Annotated in this window: 17 protein-coding genes; 9 read left to right on the top strand and 8 right to left on the bottom strand. The window is 65.1% G+C overall.

What is annotated here, in order from left to right; genetic code table 11:
• Positions 1-32: 32 nt before the first annotated feature.
• Together LQV39_RS03080 and LQV39_RS03085 are read right to left on the bottom strand one after the other, a co-directional pair.
• Positions 33-2,255: a bifunctional diguanylate cyclase/phosphodiesterase gene (locus LQV39_RS03080; RefSeq protein WP_230020277.1), complete on the bottom strand. Its 2,223-nt coding sequence runs from the start codon at positions 2,253-2,255 to the stop codon at positions 33-35.
• 89 nt (positions 2,256-2,344) lie between these two features.
• Positions 2,345-2,791: a DUF2147 domain-containing protein gene (locus tag LQV39_RS03085; RefSeq protein ID WP_230020278.1), complete on the bottom strand. Its 447-nt coding sequence runs from the start codon at positions 2,789-2,791 to the stop codon at positions 2,345-2,347.
• Between the two features lie 202 nt (positions 2,792-2,993).
• Between LQV39_RS03085 and LQV39_RS03090 the strand changes: the two genes are divergently transcribed.
• The 4 genes from LQV39_RS03090 (at position 2,994) to LQV39_RS03105 (ending at position 7,229) form a co-directional block, all read left to right on the top strand.
• Positions 2,994-4,802, top strand: a complete 1,809-nt coding sequence (locus LQV39_RS03090) for a CIA30 family protein (RefSeq protein WP_230020279.1) — start codon at positions 2,994-2,996, stop codon at positions 4,800-4,802.
• A gap of 33 nt (positions 4,803-4,835) precedes the next feature.
• Positions 4,836-5,957 (top strand): sensor histidine kinase, encoded by a 1,122-nt coding sequence (locus LQV39_RS03095; RefSeq protein ID WP_230020280.1) that lies wholly within the window; start codon positions 4,836-4,838, stop codon positions 5,955-5,957.
• A complete protein-coding gene (locus tag LQV39_RS03100; protein ID WP_230020281.1) occupies positions 5,954-6,571 on the top strand; it encodes a DNA-binding response regulator in 618 nt (205 codons plus the stop codon). The genes LQV39_RS03095 and LQV39_RS03100 overlap by 4 nt, the downstream gene beginning before the upstream one ends.
• A 76-nt stretch (positions 6,572-6,647) precedes the next feature.
• On the top strand, positions 6,648-7,229 hold the full coding sequence (locus LQV39_RS03105) for a PEP-CTERM sorting domain-containing protein (RefSeq protein WP_230020282.1): 582 nt from the start codon (positions 6,648-6,650) through the stop codon (positions 7,227-7,229).
• Here LQV39_RS03105 and LQV39_RS03110 read toward each other — a convergent pair.
• From LQV39_RS03110 to LQV39_RS03125, 4 genes are all read right to left on the bottom strand, one after another.
• Positions 7,226-7,735 (bottom strand): hypothetical protein, encoded by a 510-nt coding sequence (locus LQV39_RS03110; protein WP_230020283.1) that lies wholly within the window; start codon positions 7,733-7,735, stop codon positions 7,226-7,228. The genes LQV39_RS03105 and LQV39_RS03110 overlap by 4 nt on opposite strands.
• Before the next feature lie 142 nt (positions 7,736-7,877).
• Positions 7,878-10,676, bottom strand: a complete 2,799-nt coding sequence (locus LQV39_RS03115; RefSeq protein WP_230020284.1) for a valine--tRNA ligase — start codon at positions 10,674-10,676, stop codon at positions 7,878-7,880.
• A gap of 86 nt (positions 10,677-10,762) precedes the next feature.
• Entirely contained in the window at positions 10,763-12,022 is a 1,260-nt protein-coding gene (locus LQV39_RS03120; protein ID WP_230020285.1) for a hypothetical protein, read from the bottom strand.
• Between the two features lie 85 nt (positions 12,023-12,107).
• Entirely contained in the window at positions 12,108-13,688 is a 1,581-nt protein-coding gene (locus LQV39_RS03125; protein ID WP_230020286.1) for a S8 family serine peptidase, read from the bottom strand.
• Between the two features lie 349 nt (positions 13,689-14,037).
• Here LQV39_RS03125 and LQV39_RS03130 point away from each other — a divergent pair, with 349 nt between their 5' ends.
• From LQV39_RS03130 to LQV39_RS03150, 5 genes are all read left to right on the top strand, one after another.
• On the top strand, positions 14,038-14,673 hold the full coding sequence (locus LQV39_RS03130) for an ANTAR domain-containing response regulator (RefSeq protein WP_230020287.1): 636 nt from the start codon (positions 14,038-14,040) through the stop codon (positions 14,671-14,673).
• A 73-nt stretch (positions 14,674-14,746) separates the two neighbouring features.
• Positions 14,747-15,853 (top strand): S-(hydroxymethyl)glutathione dehydrogenase/class III alcohol dehydrogenase, encoded by a 1,107-nt coding sequence (locus tag LQV39_RS03135; RefSeq protein WP_230020288.1) that lies wholly within the window; start codon positions 14,747-14,749, stop codon positions 15,851-15,853.
• Positions 15,854-16,136: 283 nt separating this feature from the next.
• Entirely contained in the window at positions 16,137-17,957 is a 1,821-nt protein-coding gene (locus tag LQV39_RS03140) for a M56 family metallopeptidase (RefSeq protein WP_230020289.1), read from the top strand.
• A gap of 203 nt (positions 17,958-18,160) precedes the next feature.
• The gene (locus tag LQV39_RS03145) at positions 18,161-18,655 is read left to right on the top strand and encodes an outer membrane beta-barrel protein (protein WP_230020290.1); all 495 of its coding nucleotides are present in this window, start codon (positions 18,161-18,163) and stop codon (positions 18,653-18,655) included.
• Positions 18,656-18,815: 160 nt separating this feature from the next.
• Positions 18,816-20,909 carry a M13 family metallopeptidase gene (locus LQV39_RS03150; protein ID WP_230020291.1) on the top strand — a complete coding sequence of 698 codons (2,094 nt, stop codon included), beginning with the start codon at positions 18,816-18,818 and terminating at the stop codon, positions 20,907-20,909.
• Between the two features lie 139 nt (positions 20,910-21,048).
• On the opposite strand, the gene LQV39_RS03155 is transcribed toward LQV39_RS03150, so the two are convergent.
• Entirely contained in the window at positions 21,049-21,522 is a 474-nt protein-coding gene (locus LQV39_RS03155) for a hemerythrin domain-containing protein (protein WP_230020292.1), read from the bottom strand.
• A gap of 120 nt (positions 21,523-21,642) precedes the next feature.
• Positions 21,643-22,185, bottom strand: a complete 543-nt coding sequence (locus LQV39_RS03160; RefSeq protein ID WP_230020293.1) for an SRPBCC family protein — start codon at positions 22,183-22,185, stop codon at positions 21,643-21,645.
• Between the last annotated feature and the right edge of the window lie 130 nt (positions 22,186-22,315).

The raw sequence follows: 22,315 nt of genomic DNA on the forward strand, positions 1-22,315 counted from the left end.
CCGATAGCCGGAAACAATGTGCGCCGAGATTATCATTGCGATAATTTTCCTGTCGCGCGCTTGAATGCGTGCTCGGCAAAGCCCGCGCGCATCCAGGGCATGGCGCCGCTGGCGAGCCAGCGCGCGATCGTCTCGCGCGGCACCGCTTTCGAGAACAGATAGCCCTGGCCGTAGTCGCAGCCGGCCTGCTTGAGCAGGGCCAGCTGTTCCGGCGTTTCGATGCCTTCGGCGATGACCCGCATGCCGAGCTTGTGGGCCATCGTGATGATGGTCTCGCACAAGGCGTAGTCGGTGGTGCCGGCTTCCAGGTGCATCACGAAGGCGCGGTCGATCTTGAGGAACTGGAAGCTGAATTTCTTCAGGTAGGACAGGGACGAGTAGCCGGTGCCGAAATCGTCCAGCGACAGGTCCATGCCGTTCTCGGCCACCTGGCGCAGCTGCTGGATGACGAAGGGGTTGTTATCGAGCAGCATGCCCTCGGTGACTTCGATGACCAGGGTGTGCTCGGGCAGCGCGGCGCGCCTGGCCAGCTGAAAGCAGCGCTCGCAGGCCTCGCGCCCGGACAGCAGCTGGACCGGCGAGACGTTGATCCCGACCTGCAGGCAGGCCCCATGCTCCCGTTTCCAGGCGACGGCGTCGCGCACCGCCGTCTCGAAGACCTGTTCGCCCAATTCCACGATCATGCCGGTCTCTTCGCACAGGGGAATGAATTCGGCGGGGCCGATCATGCCACGCTGCGGATGGGTCCAGCGCACCAGCGATTCGGCCTTCTTCAGGGCGCCGGTCGCGAGATCGACGATGGGCTGGTAATGGACTTCGAGCTTGCGTTCCCTCATCGCGCCGCGCAAGTCCCTGATCAGCCGGCGGCGCGCCTGCGCCCTTTCCTGCATCGCGTGCGAGAAGTAGGCATAGCGGTTGCGTCCCTGCTGCTTGGCCACGTACATGGCCTGGTCGGCGTGCTTGACCAGGCTTTCCATGTCGGCGGCGTCCTTCGGGTAATGCGTGATGCCGATGCTGGCCGATAAGTGCAGGGCTTCGTCGGCGATCACGAAGGGGCGGGCCATGGCCTGGATGATGGCCTGGGCGGTGCGGTCGACGGCGAAGGCTTCTTCCGTTTGTTCCGGCCTGGCGGTCAGCAGCACGGTGAACTCGTCGCCGCCGAGGCGGCCCACGGTATCGCCGTCGCGTGTGCAGTCGAGCAGGCGCTGGGCGGCTTCCTTCAGGATCTCGTCGCCGGACGAGTGGCCCAAGGTTTCGTTGACGTCCTTGAAGCGGTCGAGGTCGATCACCAGCAGGGTGAAGCTGCCGGCCTCGCCGCCGCCGCGGATGGCCTCGGCCACGCGTTCCATGAACATCTGGCGGTTCGGCAAGCCGGTCAGGTCGTCATAATTTCCCTGGCGCCAGGCAAGCTCCTCCGCGCGCCTGGAGTCGCTGATGTCCGTGCCGATCTCGATAAAGTTGCGCACCTGCCCGTCCGGGCCGTAGGCGGCGCTGATGCTCCGGAATTCGGCCAGCACCTGGCCGTCCTTGTGGCGGCTCCATAGTTCGCCCTGCCAGTGCCCGCAGCCGCGCAGCCGCGCCCACAGGGCATCGTCGAAATCGGCTTCGTCCAGCCCGGCGTTGTAGACCCGCGGCGCCTTGCCGGCAATCTCCTCCAGCGTGTAGCCGCGCATGGCGGTGAAGGCGGGGTTGATGGCCTCGACGCGGCCGTCCGCATCGAGCACGGCAATCGCCTCATGGCTGTTCTCGAATACCAGCGAGCCGAGTTCCAGCTGGTGGCGGTTGCGTACATGTTCGGTAATGTCGTGCACGACGCCCATCAGCAGGCGGCAGCCGCCGTCGGCGTCGATCACCGGCGAGACGGTCACGTCCCCGGTCCTGGTGCCGGTCGGGTAGGCCGACACCTCCTGCCAGCGCACCACATTGCCGGTAGCGATCGCTTCCCGGTATTTCGACTTCACCAGCGCCAGCGAATCGGGCGGAATGATCTCGTCGACTTCCTTGCCGACCACGGCGCTGACCGGCAGGCCGGTGGCGAGGGTGAAGCGCTCGTTGACCGCGGAAAAGCGGTAGCGGTCGCCGTCGAGCACCTCCAGGAAGAAGATGACGTCGGCAACGTGTTCGAACAGATAGGTGAGGTAATGCAGGGGAACCGGCGGCGCATCCGCGGCCAGGTAGCGCGCGACCTGGCTCGGGGGCTGGTTCTGCTGCTGCGGTTGCTGCTCAACCGGTGGCGTGCCTGTCGGCTTGGCCATCGCACTCTCCCTCATCTGCTTCGAGGAAGTGTAGCGCACATGCCGCGCGCCCCGCGCCGGGTTAGAACGGCGCGGGTTTCGAAAAGAACTTACTCCTGGCGCAGCCAGACCTGCGAGCGGCCGAACATCGGCATGCCGATGAAGCCGCGCACCTCGACCTTCTTGCCGCCGTCGCGCACCGTCAGCTTGCTCTTGTAGACCTTGCCGTTCTTCGGATCGAGGATCTCGCCGCCGGTGTATTCGTCGCCGGTCTTCTTCAGGCCCGAGACGATGGTCATGCCGAGAATCGGCTGGTCCTTGCGCGCATCCGTGCACAGCTGGCACTTCGGGTTCTGGTCTTCGTCCGGGGCGCGGAACAGCTTCTCGATCTTGCCGGTCAGCTCGCCATGGTTCTCGGTGATGCGGATCAGCGCGGTCGGCTTGCCCGAGCTGTCGTCGATGGTCTTCCACAGGCCGACCGGCGAACCGTCCTGCGCCCACGCGAGCGGGGAGGCGAGGACGGCGGCAATCAGAGTAGCGTTGATGAGGGTGCGCATGGGGTCTCCAGTATGGTTATCAGCAGTTGGAGTGTAGCAAACAGTACGGTCGTTCGGTAAACAGCCGGGGGGAAATTCTTGCAGATGACATTTGTCACCTGAAACTGATGGCGGTCGCGCCTGTTGCGGCAGCCGGCGTTTCCCGATACTGGCGTCAATGGCAGATCGCCATCGACACCAACAACGACAAGGGAAAACAGACATGAAACCGACCATCCTCGCTTCGCTCTTCCTGGCCGCCGGCCTCGCTTCTGCCAGCGCCTTCGCCGGCACGACCCTGGTCCAGGACGTCCGCGTCTTCGACGGCAAGAGCGCACACGAACACCGTTCCGTGCTGGTGCGCGACGGCCTGATCGCCGACAGCGACTATCGCGGCATGGCGCCGGAAGGCAGCCGCGTGGTCGATGGCAAGGGCCGGACCCTGCTGCCGGGCCTGATCGACGCCCACGTCCACACCTGGCAGCATTTCGAACTGCCGCTGGTGTTCGGCGTGACCACCCAGGTCGACATGTTCACCGGCGTCGAGGTCATGCAGCGCATCAGGCAACAGATGGCCAGCGGCCGCAATGGCGGCGAAGCCGACGTGTTCTCGGCCGGCACCCTGGTCACCGCGCCGGGCGGCCACGGCACCGAGTACCCGGTCAAGATCCCGACCCTGGAAAACGGCGGCGACGCCCAGGCCTTCGTCGACGCCCGCATCGCCGAGGGCTCGCACTTCATCAAGGTAGTGATGGAAGACGGCTTCGGCGAACATCACTTCCACAGCTTTGACCGCGCCACCGTCAAGGCCGTAATCGCGGCCGCCCACAAGCGCGGCAAGCTGGCCGTGGTCCACATCAGCAACCTGGAGAACGCCCGCGCCGCGCTGGAAGCCGGCGCCGACGGCCTGGCCCACCTGTTCGTCGCCGAAAAGCTCTCGCAGGAACAGGCGGACAGCCTGGCCAGGCTGGCGCAGGCGAAAGGCGCCTTCGTGGTGCCGACCTTCTCGGTCCTGGAAAGCATGGCCGGCGTGAAGCCGCGCGACCTGCTCGAGGATCCGCAGGTGACCGGCCTGCTCGACCGCGAGGAACGCGGCGCCCTGCAGACCGGCTATGGCCCGTCGCCGCGTCCCGCCATCCTGGCCGCGCCGAAGATGGTGACCGCCGCCATGCGCCGCGCCGGCGTGCCGCTGCTGGCAGGCACCGACGCCGGCAATGCCGGCACCCAGTACGGCGCCAGCCTGCACCACGAAATGGCGGCGCTGGTCGACGCCGGCTTGAGCCCGCGCGAAGCCCTGGTGGCCGCCACCAGCGCCCCGGCCAAGGCCTTCCGCCTGGGCCAGCGCGGCCAGATCGCGAAGGGCTACAAGGCCGACCTGGTGCTGGTCGAAGGCAATCCGCTGCAGGACATCGCGGCCACGCGCCGCATCGTCGAGGTGTGGAAGGATGGCGAGAGCACGGCCGCGATCCGCGAAGCCCAGTTCAGGCACGTGGCGCAGGAGAGTTCGGCCAAGGGCGCGTCGCCGGCCGCGCTGCCGGCTGACGGCAGGATCTCGCTGCTCAAGGACGGCAAGCTGGCCAGCCCCTTCGGCACCGGCTGGATCCCGTCCTCGGACAAATTCGCCGGCGGCGTTTCGACCGTTAACCTGGGCACGCAATCGGCGAGCGAAGGCGGCGCGGCCATCGCCATCGACGCCAAGGTCAAACCCGGCTTCGCCTATCCCTGGGCCGGCGCGGCCTTCATGCCGGGCACGCAGCCGATGCAGGGCGCGGACCTGAGCGCCGCCAAACTGATCCGCTTCCGCGTGCGCGGCGACGGCCAGAAGTACACGGTGACCATGGCCTCGAGCGGCATGACGATCCCGCGCAGCGTGCTGTTCGACACCGGCGCCGAATGGAAGGAAGTGACGATTCCCTTCAGCGCCTTTGCCGGGGTCGATCCGGCGGCGGTGATCATGATAGGATTTAACGCAGGACCGCAACCCGGCGACTACCGTTTCGAGATCGCCGACGTCCGCCTGGTCGACCGTTGATCACGATAACGATAACCATAACGAAGACGAGCGATGCAAGGATTCAAGCGCGTGCTGGCCGGGCCCTGGGTCCCGGCCGATCTGGGCAAGCTGCCCTACCTGTGGGCGATGTCCCTCGTGTTCCTGGTATTTAAATATTTCTACAGCCCGGTCACCGCGCTCGAATTGTTCATGCTGGGCCTGAGCGCGGTGCTGTTCCTGCCGCTCTACCTTTACAGCTTCTGGGCCGGCGGACGCCGCGCCGTCCTGTGCATCCTGGCGGCCTGCCTGTTCGGCATGCTGTGGGCCCCGCACAATAATGGCGCCGGCACCTTCTTCATCTTCGCGGCCGGCATGTGCGGCCGACTGGCGCCGGGCCGTAACGCCCCGCGCATGCTGGCGGTGGTGCTGGCGCTGGCCACCGCCACCGCCTACCTGCTGACCGGGAATGCGCCCGCCTTCATGCTCGCGCCCTGGGCGGTCGGCCTGTCGGTGGGCGTGGCCTCGATCATGGAAAGCGGCCTGCGCGCCTCGCGCAGCCAGCTGCTGCGCAAGCAGGAAGAAGTCGAGCACATCGCCCGCATCGCCGAGCGCGAACGCATCTCGCGCGACCTGCACGACCTGCTCGGCCACTCGCTGTCGCTGATCGCATTGAAGGCGGAACTGGCGGGCAAGCTGGCGGGGCGCGACCTCGAAGCCTGCAAGCGCGAGATCGCCGACGTCGAGACGACCGCGCGCCGCGCCCTGGCCGAGGTGAGGACCGCGGTGACCGGCTACCGCGACAGCGGCCTGCCGGGCGCCCTGGCCAGCGCCCGCGCCAGCCTGGCCGCCGGCGGCGTCGAACTGCGCGAGGACATCCAGCAGTTTGCGCTGGCGCCGGCGCCCGAACACGTCCTAGCCCTGGCGCTGCGCGAAGCGGTGACCAACGTGGTGCGCCACGCCGGCGCCACGCGCTGCACGATAGGTCTCGCATTGGAAGAGGGCAGCGCGGTGCTGCGCGTGCTGGACGACGGCGACCGCCTGCGCGCCGGCGACGAGGTCCGCGTCGGCAATGGACTGACGGGGATGCGCGAACGCGCGGCGATGGTCGGCGGCCAGCTTCTGGTGAGCGTGGACAAGGGCTTGCGCCTCGAACTGCGCCTGCCTGTCAAAGACATGGAAGGGGAAGCAGCATGAGTTCAGCTTTGATTCGCATCGTGATCGCCGAAGATCAGGCGCTCGTGCTGGGCGCACTGGCGGCGCTCCTGAAACTCGAGGACGACCTCGACGTGGTCGGCACCGCCGGCAACGGCAAGGATGCGCTGGCGCTGTGCCGTGAGCTGCGGCCCGACATCGTCCTTACCGACGTCGAAATGCCGCAGATGACCGGCCTCGAACTGGCGGCCCATCTGCAGGAACTCGGCCTGCCCGGCAAGGTGGTGATCGTGACGACCTTCGCGCGCAGCGGTTATCTTCGTCGCGCGCTGGAGGCCGGGGTGCGCGGCTACCTGCTGAAGGATGCGCCGGCCGAGAACCTGGCGGCGGCGATCCGCGTCGTGCACGGCGGCGGCAGGGCGATCGCGCCCGAGCTGGCGCTGGAAAGCTGGAGCGCGGGCCAGGACCCGCTGTCCGACCGCGAGCGCCAGGTGTTGCGCCTGGCCGGCGAGGGCAAGACCAGCGGCGAGATCGCCAAGCTGGTGCACTTGTCCGAGGGCACAGTGCGCAACTACCTGTCGGAGGCGATCAGCAAGCTGAATGCGGGAAATCGGATCGAGGCCTACCGGATGGCGCGCAACGCGGGCTGGCTCTGATCAATATGCCGCCGTGGCGCATCCCTATGCTGTGAGGGTGGACGGCCTTCGTCCCTCAACCGCACTGAGGATTACCATGACGCAATCAAGCTGGATCCAACGCTGCATCGTCGCGCTCTGCTGCGCCTTCGGCATGGCCTGTGCCCCGGCTTTCGCACAGACCGTGACGCTCACCTTCGACAACATCGGCAACCTCGGACCCTACCCGGATTCGTGGACGGAATCGGGCTTCAGCGTCACCTCGCTCGACCCATCGGGCGGGCATTTGCACTCCGGGGCGAACTCGCTGGTGCTGCACAGCCGCGAGGGCTCGCAACCCTACCGTTTCCAGCGCCTCGACGGCGAAAGCTTCGACTTCATCGCCTTCGATTATTTCGGCGGCGATTCGGTATTCGTCAGCGATACCGGCGCCACCTTCACCATCCTCGGGGACCAGCCGCTGGCCACCTTCACCATGCCGGCGGCCTTCCAGGGCGTTACTTACATCGACTGGTTCATGCCCAATCCCGGCGACCTGAGTACGCCCGACCCGCAGTGGGGCGAGATCGATAACTTCGTGACGAACATCTCGCCGGCGCCGGAACCGGGGCAGGTGGCGATGCTGGGTCTCGGACTGGCCGGGCTGCTGCTGCACGGCCGCCGCTCGCGCCGGCGCTAGCGGCCCGATAGGGTGAAGGGGGGCGGCGAGCGCACCGCCTCGATTTGCTTCGCGGTTTCGGCATCCAGCTGCTCGGCGCGGCGCTGCAAGCGTATTGCTACGCCGTTCACCGTGGTGCAGTTCAGGGCCGGCGCGGACGCGTCGTAGCGGCAGCTGAGGACCTGGCGCGCCGCTTGTGCTTCGTCTATCTTGCCTGGCCAATAGGGGAGCAGCGTCAGGAGGTCGCCGTCCAGCATCGCACGTACCGGAAAGCCGATGACTGGGCGCGGCAGTTGTTTGCCGTCGTCCCCGCCGCCATCCTTGCCATCCATGCGTTTCACCGGGCCCGAGCCGACAGCGAAGCCGTAGCCGTCCGCAGCGAGATGCAGGAAGGACTGCGCGGCGGTACCAGTGTCCAAAGACTCGGCCGTGCCCCAGACGCCGGTCAGGTAGGATGGCAGCGCGTCCGCCGCGTGAAGCGGCAGATGCCAGGCAATGGCCAGCACCAGCGGAATGACAGCTTTCATGCGAAGTCCTCGATCGACGGGGTGCGTCCGAGGATAGCAGGGCGCCGCCGTGAAAAATGCGCGCATTCTCACGAGCTCGCGAAGACGAAAAAAAACCGCGCCGGGCAAACCCAAACGCGGCTTTTTTACAAACGGCAAAAAATCAGGCCGGTGGCAGCTTGCCCAACTGCTCCTGCATCTTGGCCAGCGTGGCGCCGAAGTTCTCCACGCGCTCGCGTTCCTGGGCCACCACGGCGGCCGGGGCGCGGGCGACGAAACTCTCGCTGGACAGCTTGCCGTTGGCCTTGGCGATCTCGCCCTGCAGGCGCGCGATCTCTTTCGACAGGCGCTCGCGCTCGGCGGCGACGTCGATCTCGACCTTCAGCATCAGCTTGGTGGTGCCGACGATGGACACCGCGGCCGGCGATTCCGGCAGGGCGTCGACGATCTGCACTTCCGACAACTTGCCCAGCAGCTGGACGTAGGGCGCGAAGCTCTGGGCGGCGGCGCGGTCGGCGCTTGAGCCCGGTTCGACGATCAGCGGCACGCGCACCGACGGCGACAGCTTCATCTCGCCGCGCAGGTTGCGGGTGGCGTCGGTCAGCTTCTTGAACTGGTCCATCCAGGCTTCGGCTTCCGCGTCGATCAGCGATTCGTCGGCGATCGGGTAGGGCTGCAGCATGATGGTGTCACCAGTTTTACCTGCCAGCGGCGCGACCGCGTGCCACAGCTGCTCGGTCACGAACGGGATGATCGGGTGCGCCAGGCGCAGGATCACTTCCAGCACGCGCAGCAGGGTGTGGCGGGTGGCGCGCTGCTGGGCCTCGGTGCCTTGCTGGACCTGGACCTTGGCCAGTTCCAGGTACCAGTCGCAGTACTCGTCCCAGACGAAGCTGTAGATACTGGAGGCGATGTTGTCGAAGCGGTAGTCGGCGAAGCCCTTGGCCACCTCCAGTTCCACACGGTTCATCTGCGAGATGATCCAGCGGTCGGCCTGCGACAGGTCGGCTGCGTCAGGCTTACCGCAATCCTTGCCCTCGGTGTTCATCAGCACGAAGCGGGTCGCGTTCCACAGCTTGTTGCAGAAGTTACGGTAGCCTTCGGCGCGGCCGAGGTCGAAGTTGATGTTGCGGCCCAGCGAAGCGTAGCTGGCCATGGTGAAGCGCACGGCGTCGGTGCCGTAGGCCGCGATCCCTTCCGGGAATTCCTTGCGCGTCGCCTTGGCGATCTTCTCGGCGGCCTTCGGGTTCATCAGGCCGGTGGTGCGCTTGGCAACCAGCGACTCGACGTCGATGCCGTCGATCAGGTCGATCGGGTCCAGGGTATTGCCCTTCGACTTGGACATCTTCTGGCCGGAGGAATCGCGCACCAGGCCGTGCACGTAGACGGTCTTGAACGGCACCTTGCCGGTGAAGTGCGCGGTCATCATGACCATGCGCGCGACCCAGAAGAAGATGATGTCGAAGCCGGTCACCAGCACCGACGAGGGCAGGAACAGGTCCATGTCCTTCGTCTGTTCCGGCCAGCCCATGGTCGAGAAAGGCACCAGGGCCGAGGAGAACCAGGTGTCCAGCACGTCGTCGTCGCGGCGCAGTTCACCGGTAATGCCTTGCGCCGATGCCTTCTGTTGCGCTTCTTCTTCGCTGCGCGCGACCACGATCTCGCCGTTCGGGCCGTACCAGGCCGGAATGCGGTGGCCCCACCACAGCTGGCGCGAGATGCACCAGTCCTGGATGTTGCCCAGCCACTGGTTATAGGTGGTGGTCCAGTTTTCGGGCACGAACTGGATCTCGCCGCTGGCGACTTTTTCCAGCGCCACTTCGGTGATCGACTTGCCCGGGTTGAAGGTGCCTTCCGGCGCCGGCTTGCTCATGGCGACGAACCACTGGTCGGTCAGCATCGGCTCGATGATGACGCCGGTGCGGTCGCCGCGCGGCACCATCAGCTTGTGCGGTTTCACCTGTTCCAGCAGGCCCTGCGCTTCGAGGTCGGCGACGATCTTCTTGCGCGCTTCAAAGCGGTCCAGGCCGCGGTAGGCTTCCGGCGCTTCGTCGGCGATCTTCGCGTCGAGCGTCATGATGCTCGGCATCGCCAGCTTGTGGCGCTGGCCGACGGCGTAGTCATTGAAGTCGTGGGCCGGGGTGATCTTCACGCAGCCGGTGCCGAAGGCTTTATCCACGTATTCGTCGGCGATGACGGGGATCTCGCGGCCGGTCAGCGGCAGCTTGAGCATCTTGCCGACCAGGTGGGTGTAGCGCTCGTCGGTCGGATCGACCGCGACGGCGACGTCGCCCAGCATGGTTTCAGGACGGGTGGTGGCGACCGTCAGGTGGCCGCTGCCGTCCGCCAGCGGGTACTGGATGTACCACATCGAGCCGTCTTCTTCTTCCGACACCACTTCGAGGTCGGAGACGGCGGTGCCCAGCACCGGGTCCCAGTTCACCAGGCGCTTGCCGCGGTAGATCAGGCCCTGCTCGTACAGGCGCACGAAGACTTCGGACACGGTGGCGGAGCGCGGCTCGTCCATCGTGAAGTATTCGCGGTTCCAGTCGGCGGAGGCGCCCAGGCGGCGCATCTGGCCGGTGATGGTGCTGCCCGACTTTTCCTTCCATTCCCAGACCTTCTCCACGAAGGCTTCGCGGCCGAGGTCGTGGCGCGAGATCTTCTGGGCGTCCAGCTGGCGCTCGACCACGATCTGGGTCGCGATGCCGGCGTGGTCGGTGCCCGGGATCCAGGCCGTGTTAAAGCCACGCATGCGGTAGTAGCGGGTCAGGCCATCCATGACGGTCTGGTTGAAGGCGTGACCCATGTGCAGGGTGCCCGTCACGTTCGGCGGCGGCAGCTGGATGCTGAACGAAGGCTTGTCGGCGTCCGTGGTGGCGGCAAAGTAACCGCGCTGTTCCCATTCGGTGCGCCAGAATTGTTCGATATCGGCTGGCTCGAAAGACTTGGCTAATTCCATGATATGGCTTGGTATCGGGTGTTTTGTATGCGGAAACGACCATTATAGATGACGGCGCAAGGAGTGCGCCGGCAATCGGAGGCCCTTCAGAAATTCTCTTGCACCTGGCGGAACAGGCAGGCTTGCCGGAATGCGCCGCTGGGCCGGGGTTCGAGCACGGCGGCATGGTGGCGCTGGCCGATGCCGGCAACGCCGAGCCAGGTCCTGCCCTGGAAGAAAAACGGTTCCAGGCGCAGGTAGCGGCCACGGAAAGTCACCGCCTCTTGCCCAGGACCGGCGTCGGCAGAGAAATCGCCTTCGGCTTCTCCATTCTGCGCGAACGGCACGCAGCGCCGCAGCGCGGCCGATGGGGCGCCAATCCGGCAGGGCAGCAGGGTCATGCCGCGATCTTCGCCCGCAGGATCCCAGGCCGGCGCGGCTCTGCTGCCGTAGCGGGCCAGCAGCAGGTTGCCGGCCATGTAGTTGTCGTCGAACTCCTTGCGCAGGACGCGCTCGGGCTTGCCGTCGTTGTCGAGGTCGAAGATGCCGTAGTCGCCGTTCCTCAGCTGCTTCGGCAAGCGGGCTTCGTCGGGACCGTCGGGATCGGACCAGGCCGGGGCGGTCAGCGGCGAACCGGGCTGCAGGCCGTTCGAGAACAGCGCGAAGTCCTGCCTGAGGGCGGCCAGCACCGCCGTGCACACCTGGCCGGTCCCGGACAGCAGTTCGACCTCGCCCGCGCGCGCAGGACGGACGCCCTCGGGTGGGTACTCGCGCGTGTCTGGCGCCAGCCTGGTCAGCTCGGGATAGCCGGTGCAGGCGGTTTTGCGCAGCCCCGCGGCGGAAGCGCGCGTTTCGCAGCGCTGCGCCAGGGAATGCGCACCCGTGAATTCGAAACGGAGATGCAGGTCCGGATTGCCGGGATCATCGCGATAGCAGTGGCCGGCAAACCAGCGCCGCGACTCCAGCTTCTTGCCGTCGACCCAGACCGACATGAACACCTCGGGATCGGCGCCGCACATACCGTAGGGATTGCCGGTTTCCTCGCCGACCTTGACGCGCACGCGCCGCCCCGATGGGAAGCGGCACTCGGCCAGTTCGCCGGCGCGGACCGTCATACGCTCGGCCTGTTGCCCGGACCGGGTGCGCTGGAGCACGGCGATACGGGCCGCCTGGCCCGGCGCTTGTGTCTCGCGCAGGTCATTGCCGATGGTGGCCGATTCGGTCTCCGCGCCCTTGGCGTCCCGATACACACAGGAGAATTGCAGGGCGCGCGTGGGCTCGTCTTCGCCGCTGGCCTGGGCCGAGGCGGCAGGCGTGGCCAAGGTAATCGGCAGGCAAAGCAGCAGATGGCGGTAAAGGACGTTCATGGTCCAATGGTAGCGTGTTTTCCACGAAAAAAAGGGCGCCGAAGCGCCCTTTGATGCGGTGGGCACGGAGTGCCCACCCTACGTCTTATTTACCGCAGCCCAGCGACTTGATACGGTCGTAAGCAGCCTTGGCCTGCACCAGGCCGTAGCCGTACTTGGTGTCGCGGCCGGCGGTGCCGAGGTCGAGCGCGCTGTTGTTCAGCGAGGTGCGGATCTGGGCGCCGGTGCAGGTCGGGAAGTAGCTCCACACCAGGGCAGCCACGGCCGACACGTGCGGGGTCGCCATCGAGGTGCCGTCGAAGTAGGCGTAGTTCGATGCCTTGATGCCGACGGTCGCGCTCTGGCCCAGCTGGCCCTTCATCGCCGCGCCTTCGGTATCCGACGCGCCGACCGACGGGATGCTGGTCACGGTCGTGCCCAGGGTGCCCGCCACCGGACCGGCCACGTTGTTGTAGACCACCGCGCCGACGCCGCCGCTGTTCTGGCAGTTCAGGACCTTGGTCGCGAAGTCGACGGTGCCGCGCTGGATCAGGCAGACCTTGCCGGAGACCGCGGTGTTGACCGTGTCGCCGATGCCGAAGTCGGCCAGCGCGGCGGTCGCGGTCTTGACCGGCGAGCCTTCCATCGCCGTCGGTGCGTAGGTGGAGGAACCGACCGACAGGACCGGATCCTGGCCCACGCCCATCGGCACGCTCGACAGCACGGCCACGCCCGGACCGGCGATCTCGACATCCTTGTTGTATTGCGAGAAGGTGGCCCAGGCCTTGTTCTCGTCCACTGCAGCCACCGACATCACGCTGGTATAGCCGGCCGGGTAGGAGGTGGTCGAGTTGCCGTCGTTGCCGGCCGCGGCGATGCTCAGCACGCCCTTGGTCTGCAAGCTGTCGAAGGCGCGCTGCTCGGTCAAGCTCTTGGCGCCGCCGCCCAGCGACATGGTGATGACGTTCGCGCCCGCCGCGCCGCACTTGTTGGCGGCCGAGGCCAGGGTCGACGAATAGGTCCAGGCGCCGGCATTGCCGAACACCTTCACGATGTGCAGCTTGAGGTGCTTGTTCGGGTTCACGCCGACCACGCCCATGCCGTTGTTGACGCCGGCGATGGTGCCGAACACGTGGGTGCCGTGGTGGGTTTCGTCGGTGTACCACCAGCCGGTGCCGGAGTCGTACTCGCCGGTGACGTTGGCGCCGTTGTCCTTCAGGTCTTCATGGTTGAAGTCGACGCCCGAGTCGATGATGCAGACCTTGCGGTTGTTGGTGTTGGTGTCCGGCAGCTGGTCGGCCTGCACCAGTTTGATGCCGTAGGGGACCTGCTGGCCCAGGGTGTAGGGGGTGCCGGTCGACGGGGTGGTCAACGCGAACGGCTTGCGGACCACGTCTTCCTCGATATACTCGACGTTCGGATTGTTTTCCAGGCCTTTCAGGGCAACGGCCGGCACTTCGATCGCCATCGCGTCCATGCCGAAGATTTCGTGCTTGACCGAGCCTTTGGCGGCCGCGACCACCGACTTCATGGCCGCTTTGGCGCCCGGCTTGAAGGCGACGATCACGCGGGTGGTGTCCGGCGCGGCTGCCGAGGCGCTGCTAGCAAAGACCACTGCCAACGCCGCAGCGCAGAGGGTGAGGGCAGGAACGAACTTCTTTGCTGCGCGAGTGTGTTTCTGATTCATCGGTGTTTTCTCCGTTAATACTTATCGTTATAGAGCGCGGCTCGTGGCCGCGCGCCTTGTGGTTTTACTGCCTTAACGACCGATACATCACTGTTCTCGCGGGAGGCCGGGCCCAGCGTCCCGTAATAACAGCCGAGCCAGTTTATTGAGGGAACTTATGCATATGCAAAACATTTTCAATCGTGCGCAGGGAGTGTTGCGTGATCGTCTGTGCATATGATTCAATTGATGAAAATCTAGATTTGTCACAAATGTACGTGCTATATTTTTGGCCGCCGAAATCCGATTTGTGAAGGTTTTGTGAAGTCCGGCGGTCGCCCCTTCTTTTAGTTGCGAGAACACGAAAACAATGACCGCATCCGCTTCCCCCCGCCGGCTGATCCTGCTTGTCGACGACGATCCCCTCCTGCTCGACTTCATTTCCACCGTGTTGCAGCACGCCGGTTACGACACCGTCGGCGCCGGCTCCGCGCCCGAAGCTGTGCAGCGCGTGCAGGAGCGCGGTGCGGATATCGCCCTGGCCCTGCTCGACATCACCATGCCCGGCATGTCGGGACTGGAACTCGCGCAGCGCCTGAAGGATCACACCGAGGTGCCCTTCATGTTCCTGTCCTCGGTGGACGACGCCGAGACCGCGCGCCAGGCCGCCAGCCACGGCGCGGTCGGCTTCGTGGTCAAGCCCGTCGACGCGGGCCGCCTGCTGCCGGCCTTCGAGGCCGGCCTGGCGCGCGCCGACGAGATCCGCCAGCTGCGCCGCACCGAGGCCAACCTGAACGCGGCCCTGGCCGCCGGCCGCGAGACCAGCCTGGCCGTGGGCCTGCTGATGGCGCGCTACCAGACCGACCGCAACACCGCCTTCGAAGTCCTGCGCGACCACGCGCGCTCGAGCCGCCGCAAGGTCAACGAAGTGGCCGAGCAGATCGTCGCGGCCGAGGAGCTGCTCAACGGCCTGCATGGGGCGTTTGCCGCGCGGCTAAGGAAGTAGGGCCGCCACGCGATCCCTTCCGGCTTGGTATGATGGCAAACCATTTATCAAGCTACTGGAAGGACAACGCGACATGAAAACCAAGGCAGCGATTGCATGGCAGGCGGGTAAGCCGCTGACCATCGAGGAAGTCGAGCTCGAAGGCCCGAAGGCGGGCGAGGTGCTGGTCGAGGTCAAGGCCACCGGCATCTGCCACACCGACTGGTACACCCTGTCGGGCGCCGATCCGGAAGGCCTGTTCCCGGCCATCCTCGGCCATGAAGGCGCGGGCGTGGTGGTCGACGTCGGCCCCGGCGTGACCAGCCTGCGCAAGGACGACCACGTCATCCCGCTGTACACCCCGGAATGCCGCCAGTGCAAATTCTGCCTGTCGCAGAAGACCAACCTGTGCCAGGCCATCCGTTCCACACAAGGTCGCGGCCTGATGCCCGATGCTACTTCTCGATTTTCGCTGGACGGCAAGCCGATCTACCACTACATGGGCACGTCGACCTTCTCGAACTACATCGTGGTTCCGGAAATCGCGCTGGCCAAGATCCGCTCCGACGCCCCCTTCGACAAGGTCTGCTACATCGGCTGCGGCGTCACCACCGGCATCGGCGCCGTGATCTTCACCGCCAAGGTGGAGGCGGGCGCCAACGTGGTCGTGTTCGGCCTCGGCGGCATTGGCCTGAACGTCATTCAGGCGGCCAGGATGGTCGGCGCCGACAAGATCATCGGCGTGGACATCAACCCGGGCCGCGAGGAGATGGCGCGCAAGTTCGGCATGACCCACTTCGTGAACCCGACCCAGGTCGAGAACGTGGTCGACGCCATCGTCCAGCTGACCGACGGCGGCGCGGATTACGCCTTCGAATGCATCGGCAACGTCACCACCATGCGCCAGTCGCTGGAGTGCTGCCATAAAGGCTGGGGCCAGTCGATCATCATCGGCGTGGCGGAAGCCGGCAAGGAAATCGCGACCCGTCCCTTCCAGCTGGTCACCGGCCGCGTCTGGAAAGGCTCGGCCTTCGGCGGCGCCCGCGGCCGCACCGACGTGCCGAAGATCGTCGACTGGTACATGGAGAACAAGATCAACATCGATGATCTGATCACGCACCACCTGCCGCTCGATCGCATCAACGAGGGCTTCGAGCTGATGAAGCGGGGCGAGTCGATTCGCTCCGTCGTGGTGTACTAAGAGCATCGCCCGCGCGGCTAAGCACCCGCACGCGTGAACCGTCGCCCCCGCGAAGGCGGGGGGCCAAGTCAAGCCGGCACCACGCCGGCTTTTTTCCGTCCATTCCCGCAATTCCGCAGCCTGTCGCAGCAAGCTGGCCCCCGTCCCCCGCAATCCCTATCCTGCCTTCATCAATCATTCGCCCGTATCTAGAAAAAAAGTTCTAGACAAATTTTTCTAGCTGGCCTATTCTGGATTCGTCGAAAGGAAACCGCATGAGCAAGTTGCACTGGAAGGACGCGCGATGAGCGCCGCAGCCTGGATGTCCGGCCTGGCCTGGGCGCTGCTGGACTTCGTCTGGCAGGGTGCGCTGCTCGGCTGCGTCGCCGCCGTGCTGCTGGGTCTGCTCGGCAAGGCGCGTCCGCAGTGGCGCTACCTGGTCGCCTGCATTGCCCTGCTGCTGTGCGCGGCGCTGCCGCTGGCCGGCATGCTGGCGCGCGTGCTGGGGCAGGGCGAGGCCGGCAGCGCGATGACGCTGCCGCCGGCGCTGCTGCAGGCCTTGCCGTCCACGTCAGCGCAGGACTCGCTGCATGCCGCGGCAGGGACGGCAGCCTGGAGCGTGTCGGGCTGGCGCGAGCTTGTGCAGCCGCGCCTGCCGCTGGTGATCCTGTGCTGGTCGGCGGGCGCCGCGCTGATGGCCTTGCGCCTGCTGCTGGGCCTGGCCTGGGTGCGCCGGCGCAGCCGTCCAGGCGCCTACCGGCTCGACCCCGAATGGCAGGCCGTGCTGGACCGCCTGGCGGCGCGCCTCGGCATCGGGCGCAAAGTCATCCTGGGACTGGTGGACGATCTGGCCAGCCCGGTGACGGCAGCTTGCCTGCGGCCGCTGGTGCTGGTGCCGGCCTCGCTGGCCACCGGCATGGCGCCACAGCTGCTGGAGGCCCTGCTGGCGCACGAGCTGGCCCATGTGCGGCGCCACGACTACCTGATCAACCTGATTCAGAGTGCGATCGAGATCCTGCTGTTCTATCACCCGGCGGTGTGGTGGCTGTCGCACCGCATCCGGGTCGAGCGGGAACTGATCGCCGACGATTTGGCCGCAAGCGCGCTGGGCGAACCGCGGCGTCTCGCGCTTGCTTTATCCGAGCTGGATCTGTTCCAGCTCTCATCCCCACCACTCGCCCCTGGGGCAATTGGAGAGAAAGGAAAGCTCATGTCTCGCATCAAACGCCTGGTTCGCCCGCAAGCGGAACCCCTGAATTGGAAGCTGGCCCTGCCGGCACTCGGCCTGGCCCTGACCGCGGCCATCCACGCCCACGCCGGCACCACGCCGGCGGCGCCGGCAGCGCAGCCCGCCACGGCCGTGCAGGCGAAACCCGCCGCACAGGCAAAGCCCGCGGTCCAGGTGACCCTGCGCGAAGAGCGCGGCGAATCCTACGCCCTGGTCGGCGACGGCAAGGACAGTTTCAACATGACGGGCAACAGCGCCGACTGGAAGTCCATCAAGCAGCTCAAGCGCAGCATACAGGGCGAGTTCCTGTGGTTCCGCGACGGCGGCAAGTCCTGGATCGTACAGGACCCGGCCACCTTGGCGAAGGCGCACGCGGCATGGGCGCCGGTCAACGAGCTGGGCAAGCAGATGGAGGTCTACGGCAAGGAGATGGACACGCACGGCAAGGCAATGGAATCGCTGGGCAAGGAGATGGAGCAGGCGGCCACCGGCATGCGGCCCGACGAAGCGAAAGTGCATGAGATCGAGCGCAAGATGAATGCGCTGAGCCGCCAGATGAGCAGCGTGGGCCAGCAGATGGGCAAGGCCGGCAGCGACACCGAGCGCGACCGCTTGAGCGAGCAGATGAACAAGCTGGGCCGGCAGATGAACCAGCTGGGCGAGCAGATGAGCGCCGCCCACGAGAGCGAAGCCCAGCGCCGCGCGCAAGCCAGCATGGAAGAAGTCGGCAAGCGCATGAACGAGGCCGGCAAGCCGATGGACGAGCTGGGCAAGAAGATGGATGTGCTCGGCAAGCAGATGGATCGCGAGAGCAAGACCGCCGACAAGGCCATCCGTGTGCTGATCCGCGATGCGATGGCCAGGGGCCTGGCCCAGCAGGCGCCGGGGCAGGGCTGATCTGGATAACGCTGGTTATTGAAAGAAAAGCCGGAAATGTCCTCCATTTCCGGCTTTTTTAATTAATTAATGCATATAAATAGAAACAATTGCTTGCACTCTTGTCGTGCACTCGGCGTTACGATCTATATAATTTCTGCACAGCAACCGAAAATAAAAATGTTCCGGTGCTATTCAAAACAACACCAATAGTCAGGGATTATATGATCAAGAAAATCGCTGCTGCCGCAGCACTGGCCTTCGTGGCCTCTTCCGCTTTCGCCGCCGGCCCCACCGCTTTCTACGGCGGCGTGGATGTGGGTTCGACCAAGATCGACGATTTCGGCGATAACAAAGCCGGCTTCGGCGGCTTCCTGGGTTATGGCTTCAACCAGAATTTCGCCGTCGAGCTTGGCTATCGCCAGTTGGGCAAATGGGATGTCGCGGGCGTCGACGTCAAGGCCAAGCAGACCCACGTGTCGCTGGTCGGTTTCTATCCGCTGAGCCCGCAGCTCGACGTCTACGGCCGCCTGGGCTACAACCAGCTGCGCGGCGAAGCCCGCTTCGCCGGCGCTACCTACGGCGACGATACCAGCAGCGGCCTGTATGGCGTCGGCCTGAATTACAACTTCACCCCGGCCATTTCCGGCCGCGTCGAAGTGCAGAAGCCGTCCAGCGATACGACCCATTACAACGTCGGCATGGTTTTCAAGTTCTAAATGCGCCTTGATTAAATAAGCGCGGCGTTTTTATCGCCGCTTTATGCCGGCCGTGGCACATGTTTCCATTGACGGAAGCATGTGCCATTTATTTTTTCCGGACGCTGTGGCAGCATACGGGCGTTTATCTTTTCATTTATTTTATATAAAGCCCGAAAATATGCGCCCAGCCCGCCTAGCTGCCGTTTTATCCCTTGCCGGCGCCGCTGCGCTGGCGCATGCCCAAAGCACTCCTGCCGCCGCGCCCGCCGCCAAGGCCGAGCGTCCGGCCACGGAATTTCCCTACACGCCCGGCCTGGACCCGAGCGCGATGGACCGCAGCGCCGATCCCTGCGTCGATTTCTACCAGTTTGCCTGCGGCGGCTGGATGAAGAACAATCCGATCCCCGCCGACCAGGCGCGCTGGTCGGTCTACGGCAAGCTGGCGCAGGACAACCAGCGCTTCCTGTGGGGCATTCTCGAAGACCTGTCCAAGCGCCAGGAGGGCCGCAATGCCACCCAGCAGAAGATCGGCGACTACTTCGGCGCCTGCATGGACGAGCGCACCATCGAAGCGCGCGGCGCCGAGCCGCTCAAGCCCTATTTCGACGAGATCGCCTCGCTGCGCTCCAACAAGGACCTGCCGCGCGTGCTGGCGCACCTGCACCTGGCGCTGGCCGACCAGGGCCTGTTCTTCGGCTTCGGTTCGAGCCAGGACTTCGGCGACTCGACCCGCGTGATCGCCTTCGCGACCGCCGGCGGCCTGGGCCTGCCGGACCGCGATTCCTACCTCAAGACGGACGCCAAATCGAAGGACATCCGCGCCAAGTACGTGGCCCACATCGCCAATACCTTCAAGCTGCTCGGCGACAGCCCGGAGCAGGCGCAGCGCCAGGCCGACCGCGTGATGGCGATGGAGACCGAGCTGGCCAAGGCCTCGCTGTCGCGCGTCGACAAGCGCGATCCGTATAAGCTGTTCCACAAGGTCGATGCGAAGGGCCTGCAGGCGCTGACCCCGGGCTTCTCCTGGCCCGCCTACCTGGGCGAGATCGGCCAGGGCAAGCAAAAGACCTTCAACGTCACCGAGCCGGCCTTCTTCAAGGCGCTGGCGAAGATGTGGAAGACGTCCGACATCGATGCCACCCGTACCTACCTGCGCTGGCACGTGGCGCGCAATATGTCGCCGGCGCTGGCCTCGAACTTCGACCGGGAACACTTCGACTTCTTCAGCAAGACCCTGCGCGGCGTACAGCAACAGCAGCCGCGCTGGAAGCGCTGCGTGACCCTGGTCGACCGCCAGCTGGGCGAAGCGCTGGGCCAGGAATTCGTCAGCCGCGCGTTCTCGCCGGCGCTGAAGGAAAAGTCGCTGCACATGACCCGCCAGGTCGAAGAGGCGATGAAGAAGGACATCGAGTCGCTCGACTGGATGAGCCCCGAGACCAAGAAGCGCGCCCAGGAAAAGCTGGCCGCGATCGTCAACAAGATCGGCTATCCGGACAAGTGGCGCGACTACAGCAGCTATGTGGTGAAGCCGAACGACTTTGCCGGCAACGTCGAGCGCGGCAACACTTTCGAGACGCGCCGCGACCTGGCCAAGATCGGCAAGCCGCTCGACCGCGGTGAATGGGGCATGACGCCGCCGACGGTGAACGCCTACTTCAATCCGCAGATGAACGACATCAACTTCCCGGCCGGCGTGCTGCAACCGCCGCTGTTCGACCCGAAGATGGATGACGCGCCGAACTACGGCAACACCGGCGGCACCATCGGCCACGAACTGACCCACGCCTTCGACGATGAAGGCCGCCAGTTCGACGCCAAGGGCAACCTGAAGGACTGGTGGACCAGGAAGGACGCCAAGGAATACGAAGAGCGCGCCGCCTGCATCGTCGACCAGTACGCGCAGTACACGGTGGTGGACGACATCAAGATCAACAGCAAGCTGACCCTGGGCGAAGACATCGCCGACCTGGGCGGCCTGATCCTGGGCTGGATGGCGTGGAAGGAAGAGATGGCCAGCATGCCGCAGCAGGCCCAGCCTCAGCAGCTCCGCGACGGCCTGACGCCGGAGCAGCGCTTCTTCGTCGGCAACGCCCAATGGGCCTGCGAAAACGACCGCCCGGAAAACCTGCGCGTCAAAGCCATGACCGACCCCCACTCGCCGGGCCGCTACAGGGTGAATGGCCTGGTGGTGAACATGCCGCAGTTCCAGCAGGCTTTCCAGTGCAAGGCCGGGCAGCCGATGGTGAAGGAGAAGCGGTGCCGGGTTTGGTAAGTTAGCCTCAAAGCCGTCATTCCCGCGCTTACCGCGTCGTCCCCGCGCAGGCGGGGACCCAAGTTCTGCAAGCGTCACGTTAGCGTACGCAAACTTGGATCCCCGCCTGCGCGGGGATGACGTTTACAAGTACGTGTTCTTATCTCCGCCGCGACCCCCGGTCGCTGGCCTGCCCCTGCATATGCACCAGGTTCGCCTCGAAAGCCTGCATCTGCAAACCAATATCCGCCATATCCACACTCGACTGCCGCAGCCGCGGGAACAGCTCGCCTTCCTCTTCCTCGATATGGTTCAGCACCGACTTCAGCATCTCGCGCATCATCGGTTCCGCGCGCGGTTCGTCCGGCGCCATGCCCTGCAGCGTGGCCAGCAGGTCGTCGACCTTCAAATGGTCCTGCTCGAAATGGCGCACCAGGTTGTCGTCGAGGCAGCGCACGTTCGGATAGAAGATCGACTCTTCCAGCCGTGAATGGGTGTGGATGGCTTGCAGCAGCTGGGTGGCCGCCTGTTTCTTGACCTCGATGTCGCTGCTGTTGAGGTATTTGTCGGCCAGCTTGCGCACCGTGTCGTGGTCGCGCACCAGCATCTGGATCGGATCGTCGGCATTGTCCATGATGGGTTCCTCCTCAAAGGGAATGCCATCCTACTCTTGGCGGAAAACAGCGCACATCCATTTAGGCGCGGCAAAAGAAACGCCGCCTCGGCAGGCGGCGTCTGCATGATCGGCCAGGAATCAGTGCTGGGCGATACTGCCGCGCCAGGCGCCGCTTTCCTTGCCGCGCGATTCCAGCATTTCCTTGAACTTCTGCAGGTTGCCGCGCAGTTCCATGCGCACGGCGCCGAAGGAATCGCCGAGTTTTTCCAGGGCGCCTTCCGGCTGGTAGTCCATCTGGACGGCCACGCGGCAGACGTTGTCGGAAATCTTGTGGAAGGTCGCCACGCCGCCGTTCGGCACGCCGGTGGTGCTTTGCCAGGCGATGCGCTTGTCCGGGATCTGCTCGGTGATCTCGACGTCCCATTCCTTTTCTTCGCCGGCCACATTGGCCTTCCAGTGCAGGTGCTTGTCGTCCAGCTGGCGGATCTCGTGCACGCTGGCCATGAATTGCGGGAAGTCTTCGAACTGGGTCCACTGGTTGTACGCAGTGCGGACCGGCACATTGATTTCAATGGACTCCATGACTGCGGAATCCATGCCCGAACCACGGTTCTTCATTTTCTTCGACAGCATCATGCCGCCCACCGCCAGCGCGGCCACAGTAACAACTCGATTCAGCATTGTTGCCTCCTTGTTACGAGTAAAGATTGAAAACACATCTGCACCTACGTTAAGGCAAGTCGGATTTGCAGGGCGCTAGCGAGCCTTCAGGAAACTGTTGTGATACTGTATATATAACCAGTAAATTTGC

Source organism: Massilia sp. Bi118, assembly GCF_918697865.1.
Lineage (GTDB): Bacteria > Pseudomonadota > Gammaproteobacteria > Burkholderiales > Burkholderiaceae_D > Telluria.

Coding starts and splice junctions, on each gene's coding strand:
- LQV39_RS03095 (WP_230020280.1), top strand. CDS start 4,836: ATGCAAGGATTCAAGCGCGTGCTGGCCGGGCCCTGGGTCCCGGCCGAT.
- LQV39_RS03110 (WP_230020283.1), bottom strand. CDS start 7,735: ATGAAAGCTGTCATTCCGCTGGTGCTGGCCATTGCCTGGCATCTGCCG.
- LQV39_RS03090 (WP_230020279.1), top strand. CDS start 2,994: ATGAAACCGACCATCCTCGCTTCGCTCTTCCTGGCCGCCGGCCTCGCT.
- LQV39_RS03160 (WP_230020293.1), bottom strand. CDS start 22,185: ATGCTGAATCGAGTTGTTACTGTGGCCGCGCTGGCGGTGGGCGGCATG.
- LQV39_RS03145 (WP_230020290.1), top strand. CDS start 18,161: ATGATCAAGAAAATCGCTGCTGCCGCAGCACTGGCCTTCGTGGCCTCT.
- LQV39_RS03150 (WP_230020291.1), top strand. CDS start 18,816: ATGCGCCCAGCCCGCCTAGCTGCCGTTTTATCCCTTGCCGGCGCCGCT.
- LQV39_RS03140 (WP_230020289.1), top strand. CDS start 16,137: ATGAGCGCCGCAGCCTGGATGTCCGGCCTGGCCTGGGCGCTGCTGGAC.
- LQV39_RS03155 (WP_230020292.1), bottom strand. CDS start 21,522: ATGGACAATGCCGACGATCCGATCCAGATGCTGGTGCGCGACCACGAC.
- LQV39_RS03130 (WP_230020287.1), top strand. CDS start 14,038: ATGACCGCATCCGCTTCCCCCCGCCGGCTGATCCTGCTTGTCGACGAC.
- LQV39_RS03125 (WP_230020286.1), bottom strand. CDS start 13,688: ATGAATCAGAAACACACTCGCGCAGCAAAGAAGTTCGTTCCTGCCCTC.
- LQV39_RS03115 (WP_230020284.1), bottom strand. CDS start 10,676: ATGGAATTAGCCAAGTCTTTCGAGCCAGCCGATATCGAACAATTCTGG.
- LQV39_RS03085 (WP_230020278.1), bottom strand. CDS start 2,791: ATGCGCACCCTCATCAACGCTACTCTGATTGCCGCCGTCCTCGCCTCC.
- LQV39_RS03080 (WP_230020277.1), bottom strand. CDS start 2,255: ATGGCCAAGCCGACAGGCACGCCACCGGTTGAGCAGCAACCGCAGCAG.
- LQV39_RS03100 (WP_230020281.1), top strand. CDS start 5,954: ATGAGTTCAGCTTTGATTCGCATCGTGATCGCCGAAGATCAGGCGCTC.
- LQV39_RS03105 (WP_230020282.1), top strand. CDS start 6,648: ATGACGCAATCAAGCTGGATCCAACGCTGCATCGTCGCGCTCTGCTGC.
- LQV39_RS03120 (WP_230020285.1), bottom strand. CDS start 12,022: ATGAACGTCCTTTACCGCCATCTGCTGCTTTGCCTGCCGATTACCTTG.
- LQV39_RS03135 (WP_230020288.1), top strand. CDS start 14,747: ATGAAAACCAAGGCAGCGATTGCATGGCAGGCGGGTAAGCCGCTGACC.